This window comes from Cytobacillus sp. BC1816 (assembly GCF_051353635.1).
In the GTDB taxonomy this organism is placed as follows: domain Bacteria; phylum Bacillota; class Bacilli; order Bacillales; family Cytobacillaceae; genus Cytobacillus; species Cytobacillus oceanisediminis_C.
The window spans coordinates 4,540,182-4,563,273 of sequence record NZ_CP195611.1; the positions used below are offsets into that span (position 1 = coordinate 4,540,182).

Sequence of the window (23,092 nt, forward strand, 5' to 3'; positions counted from 1 at the left end):
AAAGAGCCTCCATTTGTGAAAATCTACAAATGGAGGCTCTTCTTTTCGATTCTCCGGATTTTAAGCTCAAGGTATAAAGAAAGTTTTGTATTTGCATTCTTCAGATCAACTTCCCCGATATCGGTTATCCTCTTTAAGCGATAATTCAATGTATTCATATGGATATGCAGCTTTTTAGCTGTTTCATTCACATTGCTGTCATGATCAATAAAGGCTTCCAGAGTAGTGAGCAGATTGGTCCGATGCTCAAGATCATATTTGTTAAGCTTTTCGATAGCAGGATGCTCATATGGTTCCAGCCTTTTCTTTTCGAGAATGGCATCAAGATAGCGGAAAATGCCAAGCTGCTGATAGCTATAAACATGATGAATCTCTTCGGGAAATTGTTCTTTAAGACGCAGGACCTGCAGTGCCTCCTGATAGCTTTTTTCAACTTTTTCATAGTGTTGATAAGTTGTTCCAGTTGCCCCGCTAATATGATCAATGCTGAACCGCGTCTTCATTTGATCGATGAAAAAATGGATAAATTCTATAAAAGCACTTTCAGAAAAAGCAGGATCCGGCGGCGCTGCCAGAATAATAAATTCATTTCCCATCGCTGCATGAAAGGTGATATGAACCTTTTGGCTCGTCGTAATCAGATAAATGATATTTTGTTCTATTTTAGAGGTAACTTCTTCTTTAAACCTAAAGACAAGTACAGCAAACGGCGATGGCGGTTTAATGCTTAACTCGTCAAACCTTTCTGCAATTTCAGCATGGCTATGGAAATGGCCGGTTAACAGCTCCCAGAAAAAATCCCGGTATCCCTTAGCTCTTTTTTTCTTTTGGGCGTTTAATCTCAGCATTTCCGTCCTTGCAGACTGCGCAGCAAGCTTCAGCAGGTCCAGCTTGCTTTCTGTCAAGAAGGTTTCTTCTTCAACTGCCCATATGTAGCCTAGTACTTCATTATGATTGCGTATGGAAATGGCTACTCGATTTCCAAGTCCTATTTCCTTTATTTCAGAGATTCTAAGCGGTTCCCCGCTTTGCATCAGCTGCGGAATCACACGTTCCTTCCATAAACGATTAATCACTTTTTCAGGAACCTTTCTGCTGATAATCGTTGCGATTCTCGCGGTATCTGTCTGATCATCATGTGTACTATAGGCCAGCAGGCGATGGTTAACATCCTCTATTGTAACAGGGCATTCCAGGACATCGCGGATCTTATCTACCAATTCCTCCAGATCACTAAATGCCCTCTTAAACGGATCTTTTTCCAATTTATCATCACCCAATCGTAAAACTCCTTTAAACGGCATTTAACTTTTTGTATCCTATTATATTATACCTCAGGTCCTCCCTGTACTCTACCAAAGCCATCAAGTCCATACGGCAAAATTCGAGCGTTACCTGACATATTTTTTAAAAAATTTCTAATAGTTTTACTTTTTAAATTTGACTTGAAGTTATATTCAGATAATTTTACAATAGGAAATGCTCACAAAAAAAATCATATATTAATAGTTTTATTCACAGCAATTGAAAGCGTTAACATCTGGGAGGCGACGAATTTATGCTTGAGACGCTTAATAAAATTAACGGGGTGCTCTGGGGCACACCAAGTTTGATTTTGCTTTTTGGTACTGGTGTTCTTTTAACATTCATGCTGAAAGGCCTTCAATTCAGAAGGCTGATATATGCATTTAAATTAGGCTTTACCAAAGAAGGACAGGCTTCATCTAATGATGAGGGCGATGTCAGTAACTTTAAGGCGCTTATGACAGCACTGGCAGCAACCATTGGCAATGGCAATATCGCCGGTGTTGCCACTGCGATTACACTTGGCGGACCAGGAGCTATCTTCTGGATGTGGATCGTTGGTCTGCTGGGAATGGCAACCAAATATGCGGAAGCGCTGCTGGCAATGAAATACCGTGTAAAAAATACAAATGGCGAGTACTCCAGCGGACCAATGTATTATGTAGAACGCGGTCTTGGCAAAAAGTTTAAATGGCTTGCAGTAGCATTTGCCGTCTTTGGCGCTTTTGCAGCACTAGGCATCGGAAACAGTGTTCAATCGAATACGATTGCAGCCGTTATGGATACTTCTTTTGGAGTTAATAATTGGGTTACAGGTGCCATTCTTGCTGTACTGGCTGCTTTAATCATCTTTGGCGGCATTCAGCGTATTAGTACTGTTGCTGGATTTTTTGTACCAGTCATGGCGGTGCTTTATATTGGCGGTGCTTTAATTATTCTGGCCGTTAATTATGATCAAATCATCCCTGGTTTCCAGACTATCTTCCACTATGCCTTCAATCCGGTTGCAGCGACTGGCGGTTTTGTCGGTGTTGTAGTATCTGAAGCAATCAAGAATGGTGTTTCAAGGGGTATTTTCTCTAACGAAGCCGGTCTTGGTACAGCCGCGCTTATCGCAGGCAACGCAAAGACCGACCACCCTGTAAAACAGGCTCTGGTTGCGATGACTGGTACATTTATTGTGACAATCGTTGTTTGTACGATGACTGGACTGGTACTTATCATGACTGGTTTCTGGGACACAACTGGCGGATTGATCTCTGGAGTGGCGCATGACGGCAGCCTTGACGGCGGGGCATTAACAAGTGCAGCCTTTTCCCATGTTCTTGGAACAGCAGGTGAATATATCGTTGCATTCTCTGTTATATTCTTCGGTTTCTCAACAATCGTCGGCTGGTATGTATACGGTGAAAAATGCTTTGAGTACCTGGTAGGCACAAAAGGAATTATGGGGTACCGTGCCATTTACATCTTAGCGACTGGCATCGGTGCGGTTGCCAACTTAACGACCGTTTGGGCTTTCGCAGATATGGCAAATGCATTAATGATGATTCCTAACTTAATTGCATTAATCCTTTTAAGCAAAGTGGTTGTTAAAGATACTAATGAATTCTTTGAAAATCACTATAAGGCAGCCAATAAGCAGCTTAAGAATGCTGGCTGATAAAAAAAAGCGGAAGGTGCCTGCTTATCGCTGATGGCGCCTGGGGCTAGACAATTATCGAAGTTCAAAGTTTTATTCTTTCTTATTTTGTAAATGTAAAACAAACACAGGTCCTTGATCTGTGTTTGTTTTTTTTAGCTGTGTTCCTAAAATATCTGCCGCTGAAATAGCGAACTTTCATTTTTCCCATGAATATAGGCAAATATTCGATAGTGATAGAGAAGATCGTCAGTTAATATTCCTTCTCCTTCAAAAGAATAAGCATCTATAAAAGCTTCTATTTTGTCTTCATCCTCTTCATCCCATACCCCGGTCATCCAGACTTTATAGGCAAGTTTGCTGTTTAAACCGTGATATCCGCTTTCTTCAAAAAGTTCCTCTATTTGCTCCCTTTCCACCTTTTAAGCCTCCCTCCTCGTATGTTATCCATCCTTTTCTGTTTATAACTTCTTTATACATTTGGGACAAGGCAAATATACAATTTTAGCACCACATGGGGTCAACTTGTCTATACTATATCGAAGTCTATTTTATTCAGAAGGATACATTTTTAAAAAGACTAAGGGAGGGATAACGATGGATTTGAACGAGTTATTTCATTTAGGCAATAAAACAGCTATTGTAACAGGCGGTGGCCGAGGACTAGGCGAGCAAATGGCAAATGCACTTGGGGAAGCAGGAGCAAATGTTGTCATCTGCTCACGCAGCATTGAAGCATGTGAGCATGTCAGAAAAGGCCTTGAAGCAAAGGGAATTAAATCTCTGGCGATTGAATGTGACATAACCAATGAGGAAGACATTCAAATGGTCATCAGCAAGACCCTAGAGACATTTGGAAGCATCGATATTCTCATTAATAATAGCGGGACATCCTGGGTTGCGCCATTTCTTGAACTGCCTGCTGATAAATGGGACAAAGTCATGAATGTGAATCTAAAGGGGCTGTTTTTATTTTCACAGGCTGCGGCAAAAGTGATGACGAAGCAGGGGAGCGGCAAAATCATTAATATTTCTTCTGTAAATGGAATGAGAGGTACTCATTCCGCATTTCTTGATGCAATTGCCTACAGTACAAGTAAAGGAGCTGTTATCGCACTTACAAAGGATTTAGCTGTAAAATTGGCACCTGCCGGCATTCAAGTGAACGCTATTGCTCCAGGCTTCTTTCCTACCAGAATAACAAAGGTCCTGGAAAAATCGAGTCCAGTTATTCTTGGAAAAATTCCTGCCGGAAGATTTGGAAATGAACATGACTTAAAAGGAGCAGCTGTCTTTTTATCATCCAATGCATCTGATTACGTGACAGGACAGGTTTTAGTCGTAGATGGAGGAATGACAGTATCCCTCTAAGCCCGTTGATTTCCTGGTTGACTTCATAGAAAGGAGAATGTTTATGTCTATTAACCATACTGAAGCCTTATTACAGGCAATAAAAAAGTTAGGGACAAAAGTGGAAAGAGAACTGAATGAATCCATTCAGAACTCTATTAACAAGGAAGAAATATTTAAAAATCTAATCACCCGTTCCGAGGTGACCGCAGCAAGCATGAAAAAACTCCAGGAAGCCATTGAGACACTTTCCATCCCTCTTAATTTCCCTACCAAAACTGACGTGGCAAATGCAGCGAAATTAACTGTGCAGGCTGAAGAAAAAATGGACCTGATTGACGAAAAAGTCATGGCTTTGGCTCAATCAGTAGAGGAAATAAAAAAGGCACTTGGCAGCCCTGCCTCAAATTCTCAAGCAGACCCAGATAATATTCTTCAAGTCCTATCTGATTTAACGCAGTCACTGAATCAGGAATCGGAATCTTCCAGCAGCAGTGAAAGCGCGGGAAAATAAATGGAACATAATACCGCTTCCAAAAAACTGAATGGATTCTTTAAGACCATTCTCCAGCCCGATCCGGACACCAATTCAACTCCAAGGACTGCAGTTTGGAAAAGAAATAAGGCTACACTCTGGCACTATGCCCCTTCCAGTAAAAAATACAAAATTCCGGTTTTCCTTGTATATTCGCTCGTCAATCAGCCCTTTATTTTAGATCTTGGTCCGCAGAACAGTTTAATTGAGGCTCTGACCAACAGCGGATACGATGTCTACTTGCTGGATTTCGGGATTCCGGGTTATGAGGACAAAGAGATTACGATGGACGACTATATTACTGAATACATCCAAAAGGGGGTAAAAAGAGCTTTATATCACGCCAAAGCAGAAGAAATAACCGTCATGGGTTTTTGCCTGGGCGGCACTTTTGCAGCCATTTATGCGGCCATTGCGGATGAGCCGGTCAAAAACTTAGTATTGTCAGTCGCACCAGTTGACTTCAGCATCATCCCTGTCTTTGATAAATGGGCAGAAGAATTGCGGAATGGAGAAGGCAGCCTGGACTCCATTTTTGAAGCATGGGGACTTATACCACCCTTTGCCATCAAATCAGGAATGCGGCTATTTACTTCACCTATTTATTACTCCCCTTATTTGTCGCTTCTGGCCAGGGCTGACGATGAAGCATACGCCTCCCGGTGGAAACGTTTCAGCCACTGGACCGATGGCCATATTCCATTTGCCGGGGCAGCACTAAAGCAAATCAATCATGATCTTTTGAAAGAAAACAAGCTTGTGAATGGCACATTAACCGTCGGTGAAAGGAAGGCAGTGCTACGCAATATCAAAGCCAATTTACTCGCTGTCGCTTCGGATCATGACCGCCTTGTCCCAAAAGAACAGATTTTTCCTATCATGAACCTGACTTCAAGTACTGATAAAACTTTCCATCTGCTTCAGGGGGGGCATGCCAATCTTACTTCTGAAGGAAAAGTTCCTGACTATCTGGACAAATGGCTGTCGTCGCGCTCAGGACAAATATAATATTCAAATTCCCCTGTCTCTGCAGGGGATTCACTTTTAAAGGAGGTATCTTAATGATTTTATGGAATTATCCAAGTTATATTATAAGTGACCACACTATCAGTGCCTATATGGGTTTTGCTTCATTTGTGTTTAAAGACTTATTCTATGTATAGCTTTTAAAACCATGCAATTGCTGCATGGTTTTATTAATTTTAATATCTTTACTAAATTGTGTTTTTAAGTTCTGAGTTGCAAATAATAAAAAAAGAACAAAAGGCAGAAGTCCCCTCCAAAAAGAGCGCCTGAGAGAGGCATCTGCCCAATGACAAGAACAGAAGGAGACTAATAATGGACATGAAGATTTTTAAGGCAATCAACCGGTTGTCCGGACGTATTGCTTTCATGGACTTTTTAATGATTCTTATATCAAATAGGGCAAGGTATTTATTTTTATTCGTATTGGCATGCATGTGGCTGGCAAAAGGTCCCTCCAAAACAGCCGCAAAAAAAGCTGCTATAGCTTCCCTGATCGCTATCCTGGTTAACAAGATCATTAAAATTTGTTATTTTAAGCCCCGCCCCTTCATAAAAAACAAGGTTGGCATATTGATCCCAGCCAAAAAAGATTCCAGTTTTCCAAGCAAACATACAGTAGTGTCGTTTGCTGCTTCTATCGTCATTTTTTACGGCAATCGATTTATAGGCCGTATTTTGCTGTTGGTTTCATCTCTTACAGGTTTCGCGCGTATCTGGGCAGGCCACCATTACCCTTCCGATGTAATGGGCGGTGCCCTTATTGGAGGAACAATAGGCTGGATGACAGAAAAATGTTTACATCTGAATTCAAAAGAAGGAAATCAGGATGATAAAAAAATGTAAAATCCGCACTTTCTTTGCCGAAAGAAAACTTGTTTTGTCAGCCATGAAGGACTTTCCGTTATCCGGATAGAATCAATTGTGAAAACGGGAGGGGATCAGAATGAATACAAGTGCTGCAGCCAAATTGTTAGGAGTTTCGCCTAGCACTATTCAGCGATGGGTTAAACAACTGGGGCTCCGGACGGAACGGAATGAATTAGGCCATTACTTATTTACCGAAGAAGACATTAACTTGCTAAAGCAGGTGCAGGACCAGCTGAACCAGGGGATTATATTGCAGGACGTTACGGTAAATGGCAAAAAGGCCAGAAAAGGTACGGTCCAAGGGGAAACAGCTGAACCAGCCATGGAGAAAATTTATTTGAAGATCAGCGAGCTTGAGCAGCGGCTGAACGGAAAAGCGGATGATGTTGTCTCCTATCAGCTGCTGCAGCACCGCAGTGAAATAGAAGAGCTGCAAAAGGAGAATGCACGCCTGCTTAAGCGGATTGACGTTCTTGAAGCTAGGACAGCTGTAAAGAGCCGAAGCATCCCCGCTGACACCCTTTTGGTTTTTGATCAGGAGAAACCCAGGAAGAAATTAAAAAAGAAAAATATTTTTACTATGCTATTTGGATTTTAAGGCATAAAAGCGTTACGGCATTGTAACGCTTTTATGTTTATTAATCATCCCAGCTGAATCGCTGCTCAAGGAAGGGGTCACCATAGTTGTGATAGCCATTTTTCTCCCAAAAACCAGGTTTGTCAGTTTCAGAAAACTCGATGCCTCTAATCCACTTTGCGCTTTTCCAAAAATAAAGATGCGGAATCACAGCCCTTAGTGGAAATCCATGCTCAGGAGTCAGGAGCTCACCGTTATGAGTATGGGCAAGCAGACTAGTGCTTTTTAAAAAATCTTTAATGGGAAGGTTCGTTGTCCACCCTTCTTCCGCATGGAGAATTACAAATTGGGCGGTTTCTTTTACAACTGTCTGCCTGGCAATTTCAGCGGCGGAGACTCCCTCCCAAACATTATCAAGCTTTGACCAGCCCGTAACACAGTGGATATCATTTTTGTACTGTGTCTGAGGAAGGTTCATTACCTCCTCATGCGAAAAGGATAATTCCTTTTCAACTTCCCCAAATATCTGCAGATTCCATTCATGCATATCCTTATAGTGCGGTACATTTCCATAGTGCAGTACAGGAAAGGCAGTCGTCACATTTTGATTTGGCGGTACCCGGCTTGAGGTCTGTTTTCTGATTTTTCCAAAATACACTGAAGCCACCTCTGTTCTTTTTCCTTTATCGTACCCTACTTGATGGATTGATAAAAGCAAAGAGAAAGCAGCCCCATTATGGAAGCTGCTTACATTTATAAGATAATTGCCGCCAGCCATCCAAACAGGATGAGCGGAATGTTGTAGTGAAGGAATGTTGGTACACAAGTATCCCAGATGTGATTGTGCTGTCCATCTGCATTTAAGCCCGCTGTTGGCCCCAATGTGCTGTCTGATGCAGGCGAACCGGCATCACCAAGAGCCGCGGCTGTCCCTACTAGAGCAATTGTTGCGATCGGGCTGAAGCCAACTTCTAGTGAAAGCGGCACAAATATCGTTGCAATAATCGGGATGGTTGAGAATGAAGACCCAATCCCCATTGTAACAAGTAAGCCGACTAGAAGCATAAGCAATGCTGCAAGTGATTTATTATCGCCAATGATTGCGGCTGCCTGTTCAACAAGGCTTTCAACATCGCCAGTTTCTTTTAATACATCGGCAAATCCAAATGCAGCCAGCATGACAAATCCAATAAATGCCATCATCTTCATGCCCTCTGTTAAAAGCTGATCTGCCTCGTTCCATTTAATAGCACCGCTGATATAAATAACGAAAATACCTGTCAGCGCCCCAAAGATCATTGAATCCAGCTGCAGCTGCACAATGAGAGCTGCTGCAATCGCAATGAAGGCAAAAATAATGCCCTTTTTTGAATAATTGCCTTTCTCTGTCTCCATTAATTCTGATGGACGATAATCCCTTTTTTTACGATAAACAAATAATGCAACTATAAGACCAGCTGCCATGCCGGCAACAGGAATAAGCATGGCTTTCGGGATGTCTGCCATTTCTACTGCCAGCCCGCTATTCTCCATATTTTCAGCGAGTATCCCTTGGAAAATTTGTCCAAATCCCGCAGGAAGCAAAATATACGGAGCTGTCAAACCAAATGTCAATACAGATGCTATCAGCCGGCGGTCCATCTGGAGCTCATTCATAACCTTCAATAAAGGCGGAATTAATATCGGAATAAACGCAATATGAATTGGAATCAGATTCTGAGAAAAAATAGACATTAATAAAATGGAAAATATGATGAGTGCCTTTGATAAGGTTTTCCCTCTGGATTCCCCGTTTTTTCCGACCTTTGCCAGGACCCATTCTACTAATAGATTCGGAAGTCCGGTTGCGGAAATGGCTAAGGCAAATCCGCCCAATAACGCATAACTTAATGCAACCTCTGCACTGCCGCCGAGCCCATTTGAAAAAACTTCTATTGTTTTATCTATGCTTAAACCGCCTGCCAGCCCGCCTGCCAATGCGCCAGCCACAAGGGCAAGAACAACATTGACACGCAGAAGGCTGAGAACAAGCATGATTAAAACTGCAAGTATAACTGCATTCATGATGATACCCTCTTTCTATACGTATATTTCATTATACTTTACTCTGCTAAATCGGTAGAGAACTAAAATACAAATATAAAACTATCATACTTCCACTTTTCGTGTCAATGATTTCGGGCAGATTCAGAAATGGGAGTTTACGCCAGACACTGCTTTGGCCGGTATTTTTTAGGAATTGGGCCGGTAAATTGCCGATCTTGGCCGGTAAGATGAGGGTTTTGGCAGTTATTTCGGGTTAACCAGCCGGTAAAACTCATTTCTTACCGTTCCAATGCGAATTTTAGCTAAAAACTGCATAAAAAAAACTCCGGATCTCTCCAGAGTTCTGAATTCATCATTATTTTGCTTCAAATCTTTCAACCAGCAGTGCCAATGTACGCACCATAACGCCTGTAGCGCCGTCTGGTCCAAGATCATGGCTTTTTGCTGTTGTGGCTGTACCGGCAATATCAAGATGCACCCATGGTGTGTTCTCGGCAAATTCACCGACAAATCCTCCGCCCATTATGGCATGGCCGGCACGTCCTGGTGAATTGTTAAGATCCGCAACTTTACTGCTTCTGATTCTTTCTTTATCTTTTTCAAAAAGAGGCAGGCGCCAGATTGGTTCGCCAGCTTCATAGGATGCTTCCAGCACCTGCTCAAACCACTCTTCATTATTGGTTAATGCACCTGTTGTTTCTTCCCCCAGTGCAACAATGACACCTCCAGTCAGAGTTGCAACATCCACCAGGTAGTCCGCTCCATGATGCTTTGCATATGTTACTGCATCAGCAAGAACCAGACGCCCTTCTGCATCCGTGTTAAGAACTTCAATGGTTTTCCCGCTCATGGATGTGATGACATCATCCGGCTTAAACGCTGTTCCGCTCACCATATTATCTGTTGAAGGAATAACAGCGACAACATTTTGTTCAGGCTTCAGTTCGCCTATGACTTCCATTGCGCCAAGCACAGCCGCCGCACCGCCCATATCGGTTTTCATCCCGACAATGCCATCCTTCGGTTTAATGGAATAGCCTCCTGTATCAAAGGTAATCCCTTTGCCCACCAGGCCGATGACATCCTTCCATTCTTCCTTGCCCTGATATTTAATGACAATCATCTTAGGAGGCTCTGCTGATCCCTGATTAACTGCCAAAAGAGCACCCATCCCCAGTTTAAGCATATCCTCTTTTTCAAGTATTTCCACTTCAAATCCGTATCTCCATGCCAGTTCAGAAGAGTAATTTGCCAGATCAGTGGCGGTCAGCATATTACCTGGCAGGTTGACCAATGTACGGGCTGAGTTCGTTCCTTTCCCGTGTGCATACCCTACTGTTAGGGAAGCCTTTACCTCTTCCTCCTCTGCGGCTTCGCAATAAACAGCAATACTTTCAATATCTTTTTCGGGTTCATTCGATTTCTGTTTGTAATCTTCAAACTTATAGGTGGAAAGCGCAAACGCCTCGCTGGCTGCATGGGCTGCATCAAGCGCATCTACATTTCCTCCGATAAATGTATCAAGATAAACACCCGCATTTTGAAGCTTGGACGATTTCACTTCCTTAAATGCCCTGCCCAATGCTTCACGCAATCCTTCAAAGCTGAATTCTTTTTCTTTTCCAAGGCCTACTGTAATTAATCGTTTGGCCCCAATTTTTCCAAAAGTATGTATTTTTGCAATGGCTTTTTTCTTGGCAGAAATATCCCCGCTTTTGACCAGTTCTGTCAGCTGGCCGTCAAATTGGTCATCTGCACGGGACAGTACACCTTCAAACCTGGCTGGTTTATCGAAGACACCAACGATCAGGCATTCCTGTTCGGCTGAGAAGTCAAATTCTTTCTTTACTGAAAACATTCTGGCACCCCCATAATATCTTTTTCATCTTATTATATCGAAAATACTGAATTATTTCGACTATCTAATTTTATGGCGTTTCTATTTTTGCTAATCTTCCAAATATAGTACCAGCTGCGGCAGTTTAGGAAGGGATTCTATCATTTCAAATGGCAGCCGATCGATATTTTCCGGAAAAATAGAAAGGCATTCTTCAATAAACCCATACACATGCTCAAGATTAATCCCCCAGTGTATAGGCCGGTAAGACTGCAAGTATTCCTGCGCCGCCTGCATCATCAGTCTTGCTCCTTTGACATTGCCGTATTCATAATGATAGATGCTGACACTCATTTGCAGAAGGCCTTTCAGAAATAAATTTCCTTTGTCCGTCATCCACATTTCCTCTAGAAGATCATGGCATGTGTAATAGTCACCTTCATTGAAGCTGACAAAGAATTCGTAGTATTCAAGAGGATAATCTTCCATGAAACCACCCCATGTTCTGGACTTCCTATCACTTTCATTTTAACAAAAAGAATAGAGATTATCCTATACATACAATCCTTAAGTATATTCTTTAATAATTGGGTAAAGAAAATAGAGACAGAAAGGAGAATGCTATGGATCCTCTATTATTTGCCGCCTTCTCAGCAGGATATATCCTGTTGTTCTTCTGGGCGCTAAGCACTGTCAGGGACAGTGGCCTCATTAGTGCTGTCTTCCTGCTTCCTGTACTTCTCGGATTAATTTACGATAACGGAATTCTGGCTGCTGGCCGTTTTATCGGGGAGGGCAATACTTTAAAGCATCTGAATTATGCCCGTTTTTTGATTCATGCCTTTTTCACTCCGCTGCTTGTTCTATACTCCTGGAATACTTTAAAACAAGCAGATTTAGAATGGGCCAAAACAGGCACATTTAAATGGATTGCTTATTTGCTTACTGCAGGATTAATTATTCTGGAACTTTCTTCTGAGGTATTTGGACTTAAACTGGAAGCAAGGTGGGAATATGGTGTTCTTAGCTATTCAGATACAGAGGCACCAGACAGCCCTCCCATTATGGTGCTGATCGTATCTGCTGTGCTGCTGGCGGCATCTGTTGTTATTTGGCGCAAACAGGGCTGGTTCTGGTTTTTTGCCGGAGCTGTATTGATGATTATCGGAAGCGCCATTGATATTCCAATTGAAAGTGCAGCAGCAGTGAATGCCTTTGAGTGGCTTCTTTTGCTTTCCCTGACAGCAACTTCGTATTTTCAAAAAAAGCATCGTTTAACAAAAACTTAAAATAGATCAGCTTGCAGGAAGGAACAATCTGTTGGAGAATATTAGTTAGTATAGCTTTCGGCAGTTCCTTAAAAAATGCCTATTTGAAGCTGCAGCGGGAGTATCATACAACTCATGAGGTGGTCTCATATGGAATTATTGACAAATTTTCCTTTATGGTCTGCATTGGCAGCCATCTTCTTTGCCCAATTTGTAAAGGTGCCCATTCAATTTATTGCCACCCGGAAAGTAGATTGGTCCCTTTTGACAAGTACTGGAGGAATGCCCAGCTCACATTCAGCAGCAGTAACTGCCCTTTCAACCGGAGTTGCATTAGAGACCGGAATGGAATCCGCTGTTTTCGCTGTCTCAGCCGTATTTGCCATTATCACAATGTTTGATGCTACCGGAGTACGACGTCAGGCTGGTGAACAGGCGATTGTATTAAACCAGCTTGTAGCCGACTTCAATAAATTTGTTGAAGAAGCAAAGACATGGCAGAAGAAAGAAGGCCAAGAAAAACAGAAAGAATTGAAGGAGCTGCTTGGCCATAAGCCGATAGAAGTTCTATTTGGCGGCCTGACTGGAATCCTATTGACTTTAGCACTTCATTATTTATTTTCCTGAAGGTGTGATTTATAGTGAAAATCCTTTCCTTATGCCCAAGCAACACGGAATTAGTGGAATACTTGGGATTTACTGATATGCTCGCGGGAGTGGACGATTATTCCGATTGGCCGGACCAAATATCCGTTCTGCCCCGGCTGGGCCCTGACTTGTCTATTAATATGGACAAAGTAGAGGAATTGAAGCCTGATCTTGTGCTGGCATCCCTTAGTGTTCCCGGCATGGAAAAAAATGTAGCGGAGCTTGAAAAAAGGCAGATTCCCCACATTGTGTTAAATCCTCAAAGCCTGGCAGATATTGAACAGGACCTGATTCTTACTGCTGAAAAAATCGGTAAGCCTGAAAGAGGCATTTTGGCTGCTAAAGAGTTTGCGGAAAAAATAGAGGCACTTAAGCTCATCTCAAGCAGGATTGAAAAAAAACCAAGCCTCTATTGGGAATGGTGGCCTAAGCCCGTATTTACACCCGGCAAGGTCAATTGGCTGACGGAAATCAGTGAAATTGCCGGTGGAATGAATTTATTCAGGGACATTGAGCTTGCGAGTGTCCAGACCGATTGGGAGGATGTCCTGAATCGGCAGCCGGATTATGTCTGTCTCGCCTGGGTGGGTGTCAGAAGAGAAAAGATAAATCCAGAACTTGTCCTGAAACGTCCAGGCTGGAGTGAAATGGACGCAGTTAAGCAGAACAGAATTCTGGTTCTGGAAGAAGAACTTTTTTGCAGGCCTTCACCTCGGCTGATTGAAGGAGCCATAAAATTAGCTAAAAAAATTCACCCGCAGGCATTTTCTATGATGTAAAAATAAAAAGGCAAATCCGATTATTCCCGCGGATTTGCCTGCATTCCGTATTTATTTTTTCTCAGATTTAATATATTGCTGTCTAAATACCTGCATGGATTCATTTTCATTCAGTAACTTTAATTCTTCTTCGGTCAGGGTTCCATCGCCAATTTCAACGATGTAAACCTCGAGTGTTTTCTTTCCCCAGTTATTATAAACATCATCAACCGTTTCATAATAGAGATCCAATTTATTCCCCTTAATGGCACCGCCTTTATCGGCTACAACACCATATCCATAACCCGGGACAAACAGGATCGTTCCAATCGGAAAAACATTTAAATCTGCTGCAACTGTAGAGTATAAATCTCTTTTAACTTTAACCCCTGAGTATGTAATGCCAAAGGACGGGTGATCCGGATTTTTGCCTGTCGACTCGTAAAATGCCGTATATCCAGTAGCTATTACTTGTTTTTTCTGATACTGCGACCAGTCAATCGAATCTTCCAGTGTCGGCGGCTGTTCAATTGCCACAGCTTCACTCGCAGAAATCTTAGGTTCCAGACTCACTGCCTGCTTCAAAAACTTAAATGCTACGCCAACCGATTTTAATGTATGGTCAAACTTTGAATTTCCATCTTCGCCAGCTCGTTCAGCATCACTTTGATGCAGCTGAACAATTGATCGGGCTTCCACTCCGGAAATCGAATGGAAGGTTGTCAATAATGCACCTGCAAATAAGGCTGACATTACTGAACGTTTCATCCATATTTTTAATTTGCTCATCTATTACACTCCTCCCAAAGTTATTCATTTCCCATCTTTGAGAGAAATATTCATAACTAACGGGAGCAGAAGCCTCCGGGCATCCATTTCCAGACAGGCTTAAGCCAGTAATACCATAGGCTTGGGCGATTTGATCACACTAATCAAAAAAATAAAAAATCCCTGCCGCCAGCAGAGATTTCACAACACAATAAATTTAAAACATCCGATATCCTTTTTTACGTAGAAGCCTAATGGTAATTCCGGCAACGATGGCGCCTGCCATTCCGCTGCTTAATATGAGGATGTCGGCCAGAGCAAGGCTGGATAATTCAGCGCCAAGACTGGAAAACGATTCCCACGGGTCCCGAAAATACTCAATAAAACGAACTTTATCGATGATAAAGATGGCGATAATAGGATAAATAATAGCCATGATCCAAGACATTCTTAATAACATATTTAATATAAAACCTATCCCAAAAAACAGCACAAAAAATAGAAGCATCGAAATAGGCAAAACGAAAATCGTCATTTGCATGAACTTGTTTCCTCCCTTAGCACATCAATATTTAGTGTACTTTAATGTTGATTGGGGAGTCAACAAGAAAAGCGGGTGGTGCCAGCATGCCGCTAATTAAAAAGTGGAAGCGCCTTGCCCACCCCCCGGCACCTCGGGGATAGGCTGCTCAGTTATTTAACTTATGAATTTATACACTTCTATCCTTTTGAAAAGAAAAAACTTCGCATTCCGCGAAGTTTTTGGTTTATTCCTTTTTCTTTCCTGTACCGCCACAGCAGCTGCAGGTTTCAGATCCACCTAACAATAATTGAAAATACCCTTTCCCTGAACAATACATACACTCTTTATTTTCATAATTCTTAGCTGTCATTTCATCCATCTCCTTTTGAATTTTTCAACTGAATTTTCTGATAATATACCAAGGATATGAAGAAATGAAAAGCACCATATTTCATGAAAAACCGTCGTTGGAAACGCATACAAGCATTGTTTTCTTCTTATTTCTCGTTTTATCTCAAAATTTCAGAAAATTATAAAAATAATTTATATGCTGTGTATCCGAAAGTATCTCCGGGATTAATGCCGTTAATTAAAGGTTTTATGGAGGATTCAGAAGGATCCAATATGTATTTTAAAAGAACTGACGCATCCGGGTCATCAGCGAGCTCTTTTGGATCGCGATACTGCACGTCAAAAAGTTCACTTTCCTGAACTTTTAATGATTGTCCAGGCTCGGCTGCCAGCAAAAACAAAACCATATTATCGCTGACCTCCCCTTTGATCACACCTGTTCGCAATCCAAGTAAGCCTTTCACTGAACATTTAATCCCTGTCTCTTCTTCTACTTCCCGAACTGCAGCTTCATCAGCTGTTTCGCCCGGCTCGACAAATCCGGCAGGCAGAGACCATTTGTCTTTAAGGCCTCCATATTTCTTTTTAACGACAAGCCAATACCCTTCGGGTGAAATAACGAGCCCTGAAACCGCCAGCCATACCTTTCCCCGTTTATGTTCCACTCCCATCCTATAGCCTCCTTTTTAACTAATTCTATCACGAAAATTTGTCCATTAAAAAAAGGACAGACTAGGTAGTCCATCCCTTTACTATATATGATAGCCGATTTATTAAAGAACGTTGAATTTACCTTTTTTCAATACAAGTGAAGGCCCGCCAACCATGTAAAGAGCACGGTTATCGATCATCTTCTTCATGAATGAAGCTTTCGTACCAACCATTTTCTTACCGAATGCAACACCGATGGCATCGTGTTCACCAAGAGAACATACAGTACCTTTAATATCTGGAGTAAATGTTTCAAGTTCAGTTTTATTGCGGATTAAAGCAGTAATGTTTCTTGCACATACTTCACCCTGCTGCATAGCGATTTGTGCAGTAGGAGGGTATGGACGGTTAATTTCTTCATTGATGATTAATGAGCAGTCTCCAATGATAAACAAATTATCATGGCCAGGAGCAAGCAAATCAGGCTGTACTTTTACACGTCCGCGCATTGCTTCAATACCGGAATTCTCAATAATAGAATTTCCGCGTACACCCGCAGCCCAGACAACAGTTGCAGCTTTGATTTCTTCTACTTCATCTTCGCCCTTACCAACAATGATGCCTTCAGGCGTAGCTTCCTTAATAGCTGTTCCAATCATGAATTGTACGCCTTTTTTCTCCAAGTGAGAAACAGCGTAATTAACAAGCTCAGGATCGAAGCCAGGAAGAACCATTGGCGCTGCTTCCACGCAAATGATTTTCACTTTGTGGTAGTCCACATCGTACTCTTTGCAAAGCTCAGGAACACGGTTTGCCAATTCTCCAAGGAATTCGATGCCGGTAAAGCCTGCTCCGCCGACTACAATTGTCAGGCGTTCGTCTTTTTTCTCGGCGTCTGTATTGTACGTAGCAAATTGATATTCAATATGCTCGCGAATCTGACGCGCAGCATTTACATTGACAATAGAAAATGCATGTTCCTTAAGTCCTTTAATACCGAATGTTTCCGGCTCAGCTCCTAGAGAAACAACTAAATAATCATAGTCAATTTCGCCGCTTTCCAAAATGACTTTCTTTTCTTCTGTTTTAATTTCCAGAGCAGTTCCCTGAACGAATTCAACTTTGTTGCGGTCAATAACATCTTTTATATCATAGCGTACACGATCATGATGAAGTGTTCCGGCTGATGCTTCATGCAGCCATGTTGTTTCATAATGGTAGTCATTCTTGTTCACTAAAACGATTTCCGCTTCGTTTGTTCCTACAGATTTCTGCAAACGGGTTGCAACCATCAAACCGCCGTAGCCTGCACCGAGGATAACAATCTTTGGCTTTCTCAAGTGTATCACTTCCACCTTTTTTAAGTATTTTCTAATGTTTTCTTATCTTCCACTGCTTTATATTTTTTATAGCAAAAAACATAAAAAAACTTTGTGATGTTATTCACGAACTAGTTCAAAAAAACTCAACAAAATTGTCATAAAATATTAACATTATTCCTCCATTACATCTTATTCTACTTCATATAGTTTTTCAAGCCTAAAAAAATAGACGAAAAACTTAAAAATCTTAGGAAAACTTAAGGGAATATACGGGTTTTTAATTCACCTTCTTCATTTTAAATCTTCCAATTATTCATAATACTTACCTCGGTTGATGAGGTTTTAAACGATTTATGTTAGAATAAAGAGTGGAATTTCAATACATACGCGGGGGGATATTGCATGAAAGAAGATCAAAAGGTGTATGACATAACCATCATTGGCGGGGGGCCAACTGGTTTATTCACTGCTTTCTACGGGGGCATGAGACAAGCATCAGTAAAGATTATTGAAAGCTTGCCGCAGCTTGGGGGACAGTTATCTGCTCTTTATCCTGAAAAATACATATATGATGTTGCCGGCTTCCCGAAAGTCCGCGCCCAGGAATTAATTGATAACCTTAAGGAACAAATGGCTAAATTCGAGCCTACTGTATCACTTGAACAATCTGTCGAAAAATTAGAGAAACAAGCTGATGGAACATTTAAGCTTACAACCAATAAAGAAGTACATTACTCCAAAACCATCATTATCACTGCCGGGAATGGCGCGTTCCAGCCTCGCCGTCTTGAACTTGACAGCGCAGCTCAATACGAAGGCAGGAACCTGCATTACTTCATTGATGATTTAAATCAATTCGCCGGCAAGAAAACAGTTGTTTTCGGAGGCGGGGACTCTGCAGTAGACTGGGCATTAATGCTTGAGCCTATCGCTGAAAAAGTAACGATTGTTCACCGCCGCGATAAATTCCGCGCGCATGAGCACAGTGTAGAAAATCTTCAGAACTCTAAAGTCGAAATCAAAACACCTTATGTGCCTGCTGAGCTTATCGGTGACAGCGAAGGAATCAAACAAGTCGTCCTGGAAGGTGTTACTTCAAAGGAAAAAGAGGTATTCGATGTTGATGCTGTGATCGTAAACTACGGATTCGTTTCCTCCCTTGGCCCAATTAAAGAATGGGGTCTTGAAATCGAAAAGAACTCCATTGTTGTAAACTCAAGAATGGAAACAAATATCGAAGGCATATATGCTGCCGGTGATATCTGTACATACGATGGAAAAGTGAAGCTTATTGCCTGTGGTTTCGGTGAAGCGCCAACTGCAGTAAACCACGCAAAATCCTACATCGATCCAAAAGCGAAAGTTCAGCCGATGCACAGCTCTTCCATGTTTGGCAAATAAAGAAAAGCGGAAGCGCCTTGCTTACCTCCGATACATCGAGGAGACTGGCTGTCTGCGCTGGACAGTTAACGAAGTTTTCGATAGAAAAGGACGGCCCTTCAGGGACCGTCCTTTTAATTAGGCAGCAGAGAGATAGTTCGAAATTGGTCCAGTAACTGTCTTGAAGCGTAAAATGCTGTATTTAGCACTCTTCCGGAGTACCTGTATTTGAAGCGGTACGAAAAGAGGATCCACAGCCGCAGGATGCAATGGCATTGGGATTGTCTATTGTGAATCCGCCGCCCATCATAGATTGTTTGTAATCAATTTTTGTGCCTTTTAAGATGGGTGCGTCTTCCTTGCTGACAAGAACCTGGATACCATAGTGCTCTGCCTGGATATCATCCTCCTCGACTTCATGGGCAAACCCCATTCCATAGGAAAGTCCGCTGCACCCGCCTCCTTTAACGGCTACACGCAAGAATGCATCTTCTTCCTCATTTTGTTTCATCATTTCTTTTATATGCAAAGCTGCTGCTTCTGTTATATCCACAACTTGTTCCATGTTATTCCCTCCTGTACATGTAAGGATACTTCTATATTAATAGTATATACACTAAAAGGTATGTGCTCAACTTAAGAGGCTTTTTCTTTTTATTGTCTTTTCTGAACAGTGTTCAACAAATAGTTCTTTATGCCCTCAAATCAAACGATTAATGGTATAATAGTCATAATCATTATCTTCGGAGGTGGCATTCTATGCAGCAATTAAAGCCTACTTATGATAAAAATTGCGGATGCAGAGTCTGCAAAGAAAGTTTCACCACAAAAAAAATCCGCTCCCGATTTGTAAAGGTATTTAATTATGACAGTGACTTTTGCCCAAATTATTCTGATGAATACATGAATCCTCTTTTATATCATATTAATACTTGCCCTCATTGCGGCTACTCAGAATCAGAGGACTTTTCCCCTTATTTTCCGCCTGGAGCCCTGGACATGATCAATTCTAAAGTTGTGGATGCCTGGATACCCCAGGATTATTGCAGGGACCGCACCATCACTGTTGCAATCAACACCTATAAGCTTGCTATTTATTGCGGAACTTTAAAAAGGGAGAAGCATATTATTATGGCTGGTTTATATATCAGACTGGCCTGGCTCTTCCGGAGTATAAAGAATGATAATCAGGAACAAAGATTTTTGAAACTTGCTCTAAAAGAATATTCGGAGTCTTATATGTCTGATGATTTTAAAGGATCATCCATTTCTGAAACGAGGATTTTCTATCTGATCGGAGAGTTATCCAGAAGGACACATCAGTCTGAACAGGCTGTTAAATACTTTTCGAAAGTAATTGAACTGCAAAGCCGCTCCACTGAGCCTAAATTAATTGAAATGGCAAGAGAACGGTGGTATGAGATGAGACAGGAACAAAAAGCTGCCGCCAATTAAGGAAAGCAGAAGAACCCTGCCCGCCCCCGGCTTCTCTAGGGGCAGGCACTGGAGCTAGACAGTTATTCAAATTATTGTTTTCTAACTTTTGAAACAAGAAAAAGGAGCGAAATTTAATCGCTCCTTTTCTATATTAAAACATAGGATTTTCATCCAGATATTGATATATATTTTCAACCAGTTCATCTGGCGTTTCTCCAGTAACCACTTCTCCATTCACAAGCGCAAAAAGAGTGCTTGCACATTTGCCGCAATACCCAAGACAGCCATATTCTATGACATCCAGGTCATAATCCTTTTCCAGCTTTTCAAGCGCTTTTTGAGAGCCGCTGGCCAAATTGCTGATGCAAAATTCGATGATTGGCTTAATCACATCTTTCACCTCTCTACCATGTTAATGCTACCTTTTTTACTTGAATTGTGCAAGAAATGGATTCCATTCTCTCCTTTAAAAGTGCACATATTTACCACTTCATGTCGTTTATTGTCAAGTTTCCTGCTGATATGTGTTGTGATTTTGACACAATTTCGTTATACTTTTTATGGGTTTGAGGTTATTAATATCATTTATTTATTTTTTTAAGATAACTAATTAACGTTATTTGAGTTCGGCGAAAGTAAACAGTACGGACATAAAGGGGAAATATACTATGAAAAATCTTGTGATACTTGGCGGAGGTTATGGCGGTATGAGGGCGCTTGCCCGACTTTTGCCTAATCAGCTTCCTGATGATGTCTCCATTACACTAATAGATCGTGTGCCTTATCATTGTTTAAAAACTGAATATTACGCTCTTGCTGCAGGTACCATTTCCGATCAGCATGTGCGTGTATCCTTCCCTGAACATCAAAGATTGACCATTAAATACGGTGAAGTGACAAAAATCAGCATCGAGGAAAACAAGGTATATCTTCAAGGCGAAGAACCTGTTTCGTATGATGATATAATAATAGGCCTTGGATGCGAAGATAAATACCATAATGTCCCGGGAGCCGACATTCACACATATAGCATTCAAACAATAGAAAAATCCCGAAGAACGTATGAAGCTTTAAATAATCTTTCACCAGGCTCTGTTGTTGGAATTGTCGGTGCAGGATTAAGCGGAGTCGAACTGGCTTCTGAATTGAATGAAAGCCGTCCAGATTTGAAAGTCAAATTGTTCGATAGAGGGAAGCACATACTTTCTGCGTTCTCTGAAAGATTAAGCACATATGTAGAAAATTGGTTTTTAGAACATAATGTAGAAATAATTAACCAGTCAAACATTACTAAAGTAGAAGAAAAAACCCTTTATAATCATGACAAAGCCATCCACTGTGATGCCATCGTATGGACCGCCGGCATCCAGCCAAACAAAGTGGTTCGTGATATGAATGTGGAAAAGGATCAGCAAGGACGTGTAGTTTTAACCAAGCATCACAATATCCCTGGAAATGAACATGTCTATGTCGTCGGGGATTGTGCAAGCCTTCCGCATGCACCAAGTGCCCAGCTTGCTGAAGGGCAGGCAGAGCAAATCGTTCAAATCCTATTGAAACGCTGGAAAGGTGAGGAACTCCCTGAAACATTGCCGGTAATCAAGCTTAAAGGAGTTCTTGGATCATTGGGCAAAAAGCACGGCTTCGGTCTAGTCGCAGAACGCCCTATCACAGGACGCGTTGCCCGCCTGCTAAAATCAGGGATTTTATGGATGTATAAATACCATAATGGATAAGAGGGCCCATTGCGGGCTCTTTTTTTTATGTTTTAACCCATAGCGGATAACGATAAAGATTAATTTATATTTGCACCATGACTTTGCTGAAAAATTGATTTGAAAGAAAGTGACCGATAAAATCAAAATCTGACCGGTATTCTGATATAAATGCCGGAGAGATGAAAATTTGACTGCAATATCCAGCCGAAAACAAAAAGGTGAAATCACTACTGTCAAAAAAAGTTAGAATCTAACCTCTAATGCAGCAGAATCAGCTGATAATATAAAAAATCTTTCCAAATAAAAAAATGAGCATCCCTTTCGATGCCCATTTTTTATTAAACTGCCTGGTATCCGTACTTTTCCATTTCCGCATAGATCGTTTTTAATTTCGGATTGCCTTCACCGACAATTTCATCCTCAATCAGGACAACCGGGTAAAACATATCCTCCTCTATCACTCTCAAGGCGAACTCCTTTTTGTTCTCTTCTTCGGGCGGATTATGAATGTCAACATACACGATTTTAAAAGGCTGATTGGCAAATTTGCGGGATACAGCCGCCTCCAGCCATTCATATGTCTCCTTGGATGATGGGAGATTCACACAGCTTGGACAAAGCTGTTCCGCACCATACACAGTGATTTCAATCTCTTTTTTCAATCTTCTTTCCCCCTAGCAAAACTTGTTCTTACCTTCATTTTACAACATTAACAAAGAGCAAACCTAATAAATATTCTCCTAGTGAGTGGAAATTACGCTCTTGGAATAGATTTTTAAGACTGATTTGATTATAATAAATATATGGAAAGGAGTCGATTTCACATGGCAGAACAAACGACTATGACTGAACAAGTTCAGGAAGTATTAGATAAATTACGCCCATTCCTTCTTCGCGATGGCGGGGACTGTGAATTGGTGGATGTTGAAGATGGCATCGTTAAATTGCGCCTTCTTGGTGCATGCGGCAGCTGCCCAAGTTCAACGATTACGTTAAAAGCCGGTATTGAGCGCGCTCTTTTGGAAGAAGTACCTGGTGTAGTCGAAGTAGAACAAGTATTTTAATTTTACCTTACAAAAAGCG

At 41.5% G+C, this 23,092-nt stretch carries 26 protein-coding genes and 1 pseudogene; 13 read left to right on the forward strand and 14 right to left on the reverse strand.

The window, feature by feature from the left end; all coding sequences use genetic code 11:
• Window positions 1–23 precede the first annotated feature (23 nt).
• Entirely contained in the window at window positions 24–1,280 is a 1,257-nt protein-coding gene (locus ACR42H_RS23050) for a PucR family transcriptional regulator (protein ID WP_436373436.1), read from the reverse strand.
• Between the two features lie 278 nt (window positions 1,281–1,558).
• Here ACR42H_RS23050 and ACR42H_RS23055 point away from each other — a divergent pair, with 278 nt between their 5' ends.
• Window positions 1,559–2,968 (forward strand): alanine/glycine:cation symporter family protein, encoded by a 1,410-nt coding sequence (locus tag ACR42H_RS23055; RefSeq protein WP_436373438.1) that lies wholly within the window; start codon window positions 1,559–1,561, stop codon window positions 2,966–2,968.
• A 146-nt stretch (window positions 2,969–3,114) separates the two neighbouring features.
• Here ACR42H_RS23055 and ACR42H_RS23060 read toward each other — a convergent pair whose 3' ends face one another.
• Window positions 3,115–3,366 carry a hypothetical protein gene (locus ACR42H_RS23060; RefSeq protein ID WP_436373440.1) on the reverse strand — a complete coding sequence of 84 codons (252 nt, stop codon included), beginning with the start codon at window positions 3,364–3,366 and terminating at the stop codon, window positions 3,115–3,117.
• Window positions 3,367–3,544: 178 nt separating this feature from the next.
• On the opposite strand from ACR42H_RS23060, the gene ACR42H_RS23065 reads away from it, so the two are divergent.
• The 5 genes from ACR42H_RS23065 to ACR42H_RS23085 all read left to right on the forward strand — a co-directional run bounded on the left by ACR42H_RS23065 (window position 3,545) and on the right by ACR42H_RS23085 (window position 7,323).
• Window positions 3,545–4,318: an SDR family oxidoreductase gene (locus ACR42H_RS23065; protein WP_113883598.1), complete on the forward strand. Its 774-nt coding sequence runs from the start codon at window positions 3,545–3,547 to the stop codon at window positions 4,316–4,318.
• A gap of 43 nt (window positions 4,319–4,361) precedes the next feature.
• Window positions 4,362–4,811 carry a hypothetical protein gene (locus tag ACR42H_RS23070; RefSeq protein ID WP_436373442.1) on the forward strand — a complete coding sequence of 150 codons (450 nt, stop codon included), beginning with the start codon at window positions 4,362–4,364 and terminating at the stop codon, window positions 4,809–4,811.
• Window positions 4,812–5,840 carry an alpha/beta fold hydrolase gene (locus ACR42H_RS23075; RefSeq protein WP_436373444.1) on the forward strand — a complete coding sequence of 343 codons (1,029 nt, stop codon included), beginning with the start codon at window positions 4,812–4,814 and terminating at the stop codon, window positions 5,838–5,840.
• Window positions 5,841–6,170: 330 nt separating this feature from the next.
• Window positions 6,171–6,701 (forward strand): undecaprenyl-diphosphatase, encoded by a 531-nt coding sequence (locus ACR42H_RS23080; RefSeq protein WP_113883601.1) that lies wholly within the window; start codon window positions 6,171–6,173, stop codon window positions 6,699–6,701.
• Window positions 6,702–6,801: 100 nt separating this feature from the next.
• Window positions 6,802–7,323 (forward strand): MerR family transcriptional regulator, encoded by a 522-nt coding sequence (locus ACR42H_RS23085; RefSeq protein WP_436373446.1) that lies wholly within the window; start codon window positions 6,802–6,804, stop codon window positions 7,321–7,323.
• Window positions 7,324–7,363: 40 nt separating this feature from the next.
• On the opposite strand, the gene ACR42H_RS23090 is transcribed toward ACR42H_RS23085, so the two are convergent.
• The 4 genes from ACR42H_RS23090 to ACR42H_RS23105 all read right to left on the reverse strand — a co-directional run bounded on the left by ACR42H_RS23090 (window position 7,364) and on the right by ACR42H_RS23105 (window position 11,674).
• The gene (locus ACR42H_RS23090) at window positions 7,364–7,960 is read right to left on the reverse strand and encodes a sulfite oxidase-like oxidoreductase (protein ID WP_436373448.1); all 597 of its coding nucleotides are present in this window, start codon (window positions 7,958–7,960) and stop codon (window positions 7,364–7,366) included.
• Window positions 7,961–8,055: 95 nt separating this feature from the next.
• Complete coding sequence (locus tag ACR42H_RS23095) at window positions 8,056–9,366, reverse strand: Na+/H+ antiporter family protein (protein WP_436373450.1); 1,311 nt, start codon at window positions 9,364–9,366, stop codon at window positions 8,056–8,058.
• Between the two features lie 337 nt (window positions 9,367–9,703).
• Window positions 9,704–11,206, reverse strand: coding sequence for a leucyl aminopeptidase (locus ACR42H_RS23100; protein ID WP_113883605.1), 1,503 nt, complete (start codon window positions 11,204–11,206; stop codon window positions 9,704–9,706).
• 90 nt (window positions 11,207–11,296) lie between these two features.
• Complete coding sequence (locus ACR42H_RS23105) at window positions 11,297–11,674, reverse strand: DUF309 domain-containing protein (protein WP_436373452.1); 378 nt, start codon at window positions 11,672–11,674, stop codon at window positions 11,297–11,299.
• Between the two features lie 134 nt (window positions 11,675–11,808).
• On the opposite strand from ACR42H_RS23105, the gene ACR42H_RS23110 reads away from it, so the two are divergent.
• The 3 genes from ACR42H_RS23110 to ACR42H_RS23120 all read left to right on the forward strand — a co-directional run bounded on the left by ACR42H_RS23110 (window position 11,809) and on the right by ACR42H_RS23120 (window position 13,880).
• Window positions 11,809–12,474 carry a hypothetical protein gene (locus ACR42H_RS23110; protein ID WP_436373454.1) on the forward strand — a complete coding sequence of 222 codons (666 nt, stop codon included), beginning with the start codon at window positions 11,809–11,811 and terminating at the stop codon, window positions 12,472–12,474.
• A gap of 129 nt (window positions 12,475–12,603) precedes the next feature.
• The gene (locus tag ACR42H_RS23115; protein ID WP_009331680.1) at window positions 12,604–13,080 is read left to right on the forward strand and encodes a divergent PAP2 family protein; all 477 of its coding nucleotides are present in this window, start codon (window positions 12,604–12,606) and stop codon (window positions 13,078–13,080) included.
• Between the two features lie 14 nt (window positions 13,081–13,094).
• Complete coding sequence (locus ACR42H_RS23120) at window positions 13,095–13,880, forward strand: cobalamin-binding protein (RefSeq protein WP_436373456.1); 786 nt, start codon at window positions 13,095–13,097, stop codon at window positions 13,878–13,880.
• 51 nt (window positions 13,881–13,931) lie between these two features.
• Here ACR42H_RS23120 and ACR42H_RS23125 read toward each other — a convergent pair whose 3' ends face one another.
• From ACR42H_RS23125 to ACR42H_RS23145, 5 genes are all read right to left on the reverse strand, one after another.
• Window positions 13,932–14,648, reverse strand: coding sequence for a 3D domain-containing protein (locus tag ACR42H_RS23125; protein WP_436373458.1), 717 nt, complete (start codon window positions 14,646–14,648; stop codon window positions 13,932–13,934).
• A 196-nt stretch (window positions 14,649–14,844) separates the two neighbouring features.
• Complete coding sequence (locus ACR42H_RS23130; RefSeq protein WP_113883610.1) at window positions 14,845–15,168, reverse strand: YuiB family protein; 324 nt, start codon at window positions 15,166–15,168, stop codon at window positions 14,845–14,847.
• A gap of 226 nt (window positions 15,169–15,394) precedes the next feature.
• On the reverse strand, window positions 15,395–15,520 hold the full coding sequence (locus tag ACR42H_RS23135; protein WP_019380032.1) for a YuiA family protein: 126 nt from the start codon (window positions 15,518–15,520) through the stop codon (window positions 15,395–15,397).
• 160 nt (window positions 15,521–15,680) lie between these two features.
• The gene (locus ACR42H_RS23140; protein ID WP_436373461.1) at window positions 15,681–16,172 is read right to left on the reverse strand and encodes an NUDIX domain-containing protein; all 492 of its coding nucleotides are present in this window, start codon (window positions 16,170–16,172) and stop codon (window positions 15,681–15,683) included.
• A gap of 102 nt (window positions 16,173–16,274) precedes the next feature.
• Complete coding sequence (locus ACR42H_RS23145) at window positions 16,275–17,492, reverse strand: NAD(P)/FAD-dependent oxidoreductase (protein WP_436373463.1); 1,218 nt, start codon at window positions 17,490–17,492, stop codon at window positions 16,275–16,277.
• 384 nt (window positions 17,493–17,876) lie between these two features.
• Here ACR42H_RS23145 and ACR42H_RS23150 point away from each other — a divergent pair, with 384 nt between their 5' ends.
• Entirely contained in the window at window positions 17,877–18,875 is a 999-nt protein-coding gene (locus tag ACR42H_RS23150) for an NAD(P)/FAD-dependent oxidoreductase (protein ID WP_113883612.1), read from the forward strand.
• A gap of 181 nt (window positions 18,876–19,056) precedes the next feature.
• On the opposite strand, the gene ACR42H_RS23155 is transcribed toward ACR42H_RS23150, so the two are convergent.
• The gene (locus ACR42H_RS23155; RefSeq protein WP_113883613.1) at window positions 19,057–19,419 is read right to left on the reverse strand and encodes a HesB/IscA family protein; all 363 of its coding nucleotides are present in this window, start codon (window positions 19,417–19,419) and stop codon (window positions 19,057–19,059) included.
• A gap of 194 nt (window positions 19,420–19,613) precedes the next feature.
• On the opposite strand from ACR42H_RS23155, the gene ACR42H_RS23160 reads away from it, so the two are divergent.
• Complete coding sequence (locus tag ACR42H_RS23160; RefSeq protein ID WP_113883614.1) at window positions 19,614–20,309, forward strand: DUF2225 domain-containing protein; 696 nt, start codon at window positions 19,614–19,616, stop codon at window positions 20,307–20,309.
• Window positions 20,310–20,442: 133 nt separating this feature from the next.
• Here ACR42H_RS23160 and ACR42H_RS23165 read toward each other — a convergent pair whose 3' ends face one another.
• Window positions 20,443–20,682, reverse strand: a complete 240-nt coding sequence (locus ACR42H_RS23165) for a YuzB family protein (protein ID WP_009331689.1) — start codon at window positions 20,680–20,682, stop codon at window positions 20,443–20,445.
• Window positions 20,683–20,959: 277 nt separating this feature from the next.
• Here ACR42H_RS23165 and ACR42H_RS23170 point away from each other — a divergent pair, with 277 nt between their 5' ends.
• Window positions 20,960–22,027, forward strand: coding sequence for an NAD(P)/FAD-dependent oxidoreductase (locus ACR42H_RS23170; RefSeq protein ID WP_113883615.1), 1,068 nt, complete (start codon window positions 20,960–20,962; stop codon window positions 22,025–22,027).
• 320 nt (window positions 22,028–22,347) lie between these two features.
• Here ACR42H_RS23170 and ACR42H_RS23175 read toward each other — a convergent pair whose 3' ends face one another.
• Window positions 22,348–22,671 carry a YuzD family protein gene (locus ACR42H_RS23175; RefSeq protein ID WP_009331693.1) on the reverse strand — a complete coding sequence of 108 codons (324 nt, stop codon included), beginning with the start codon at window positions 22,669–22,671 and terminating at the stop codon, window positions 22,348–22,350.
• Window positions 22,672–22,851: 180 nt separating this feature from the next.
• Between ACR42H_RS23175 and ACR42H_RS23180 the strand changes: the two are divergent.
• A pseudogene (locus tag ACR42H_RS23180) lies at window positions 22,852–23,073 on the forward strand (NifU family protein); the annotation flags it as partial.
• Window positions 23,074–23,092: the final 19 nt, after the last annotated feature.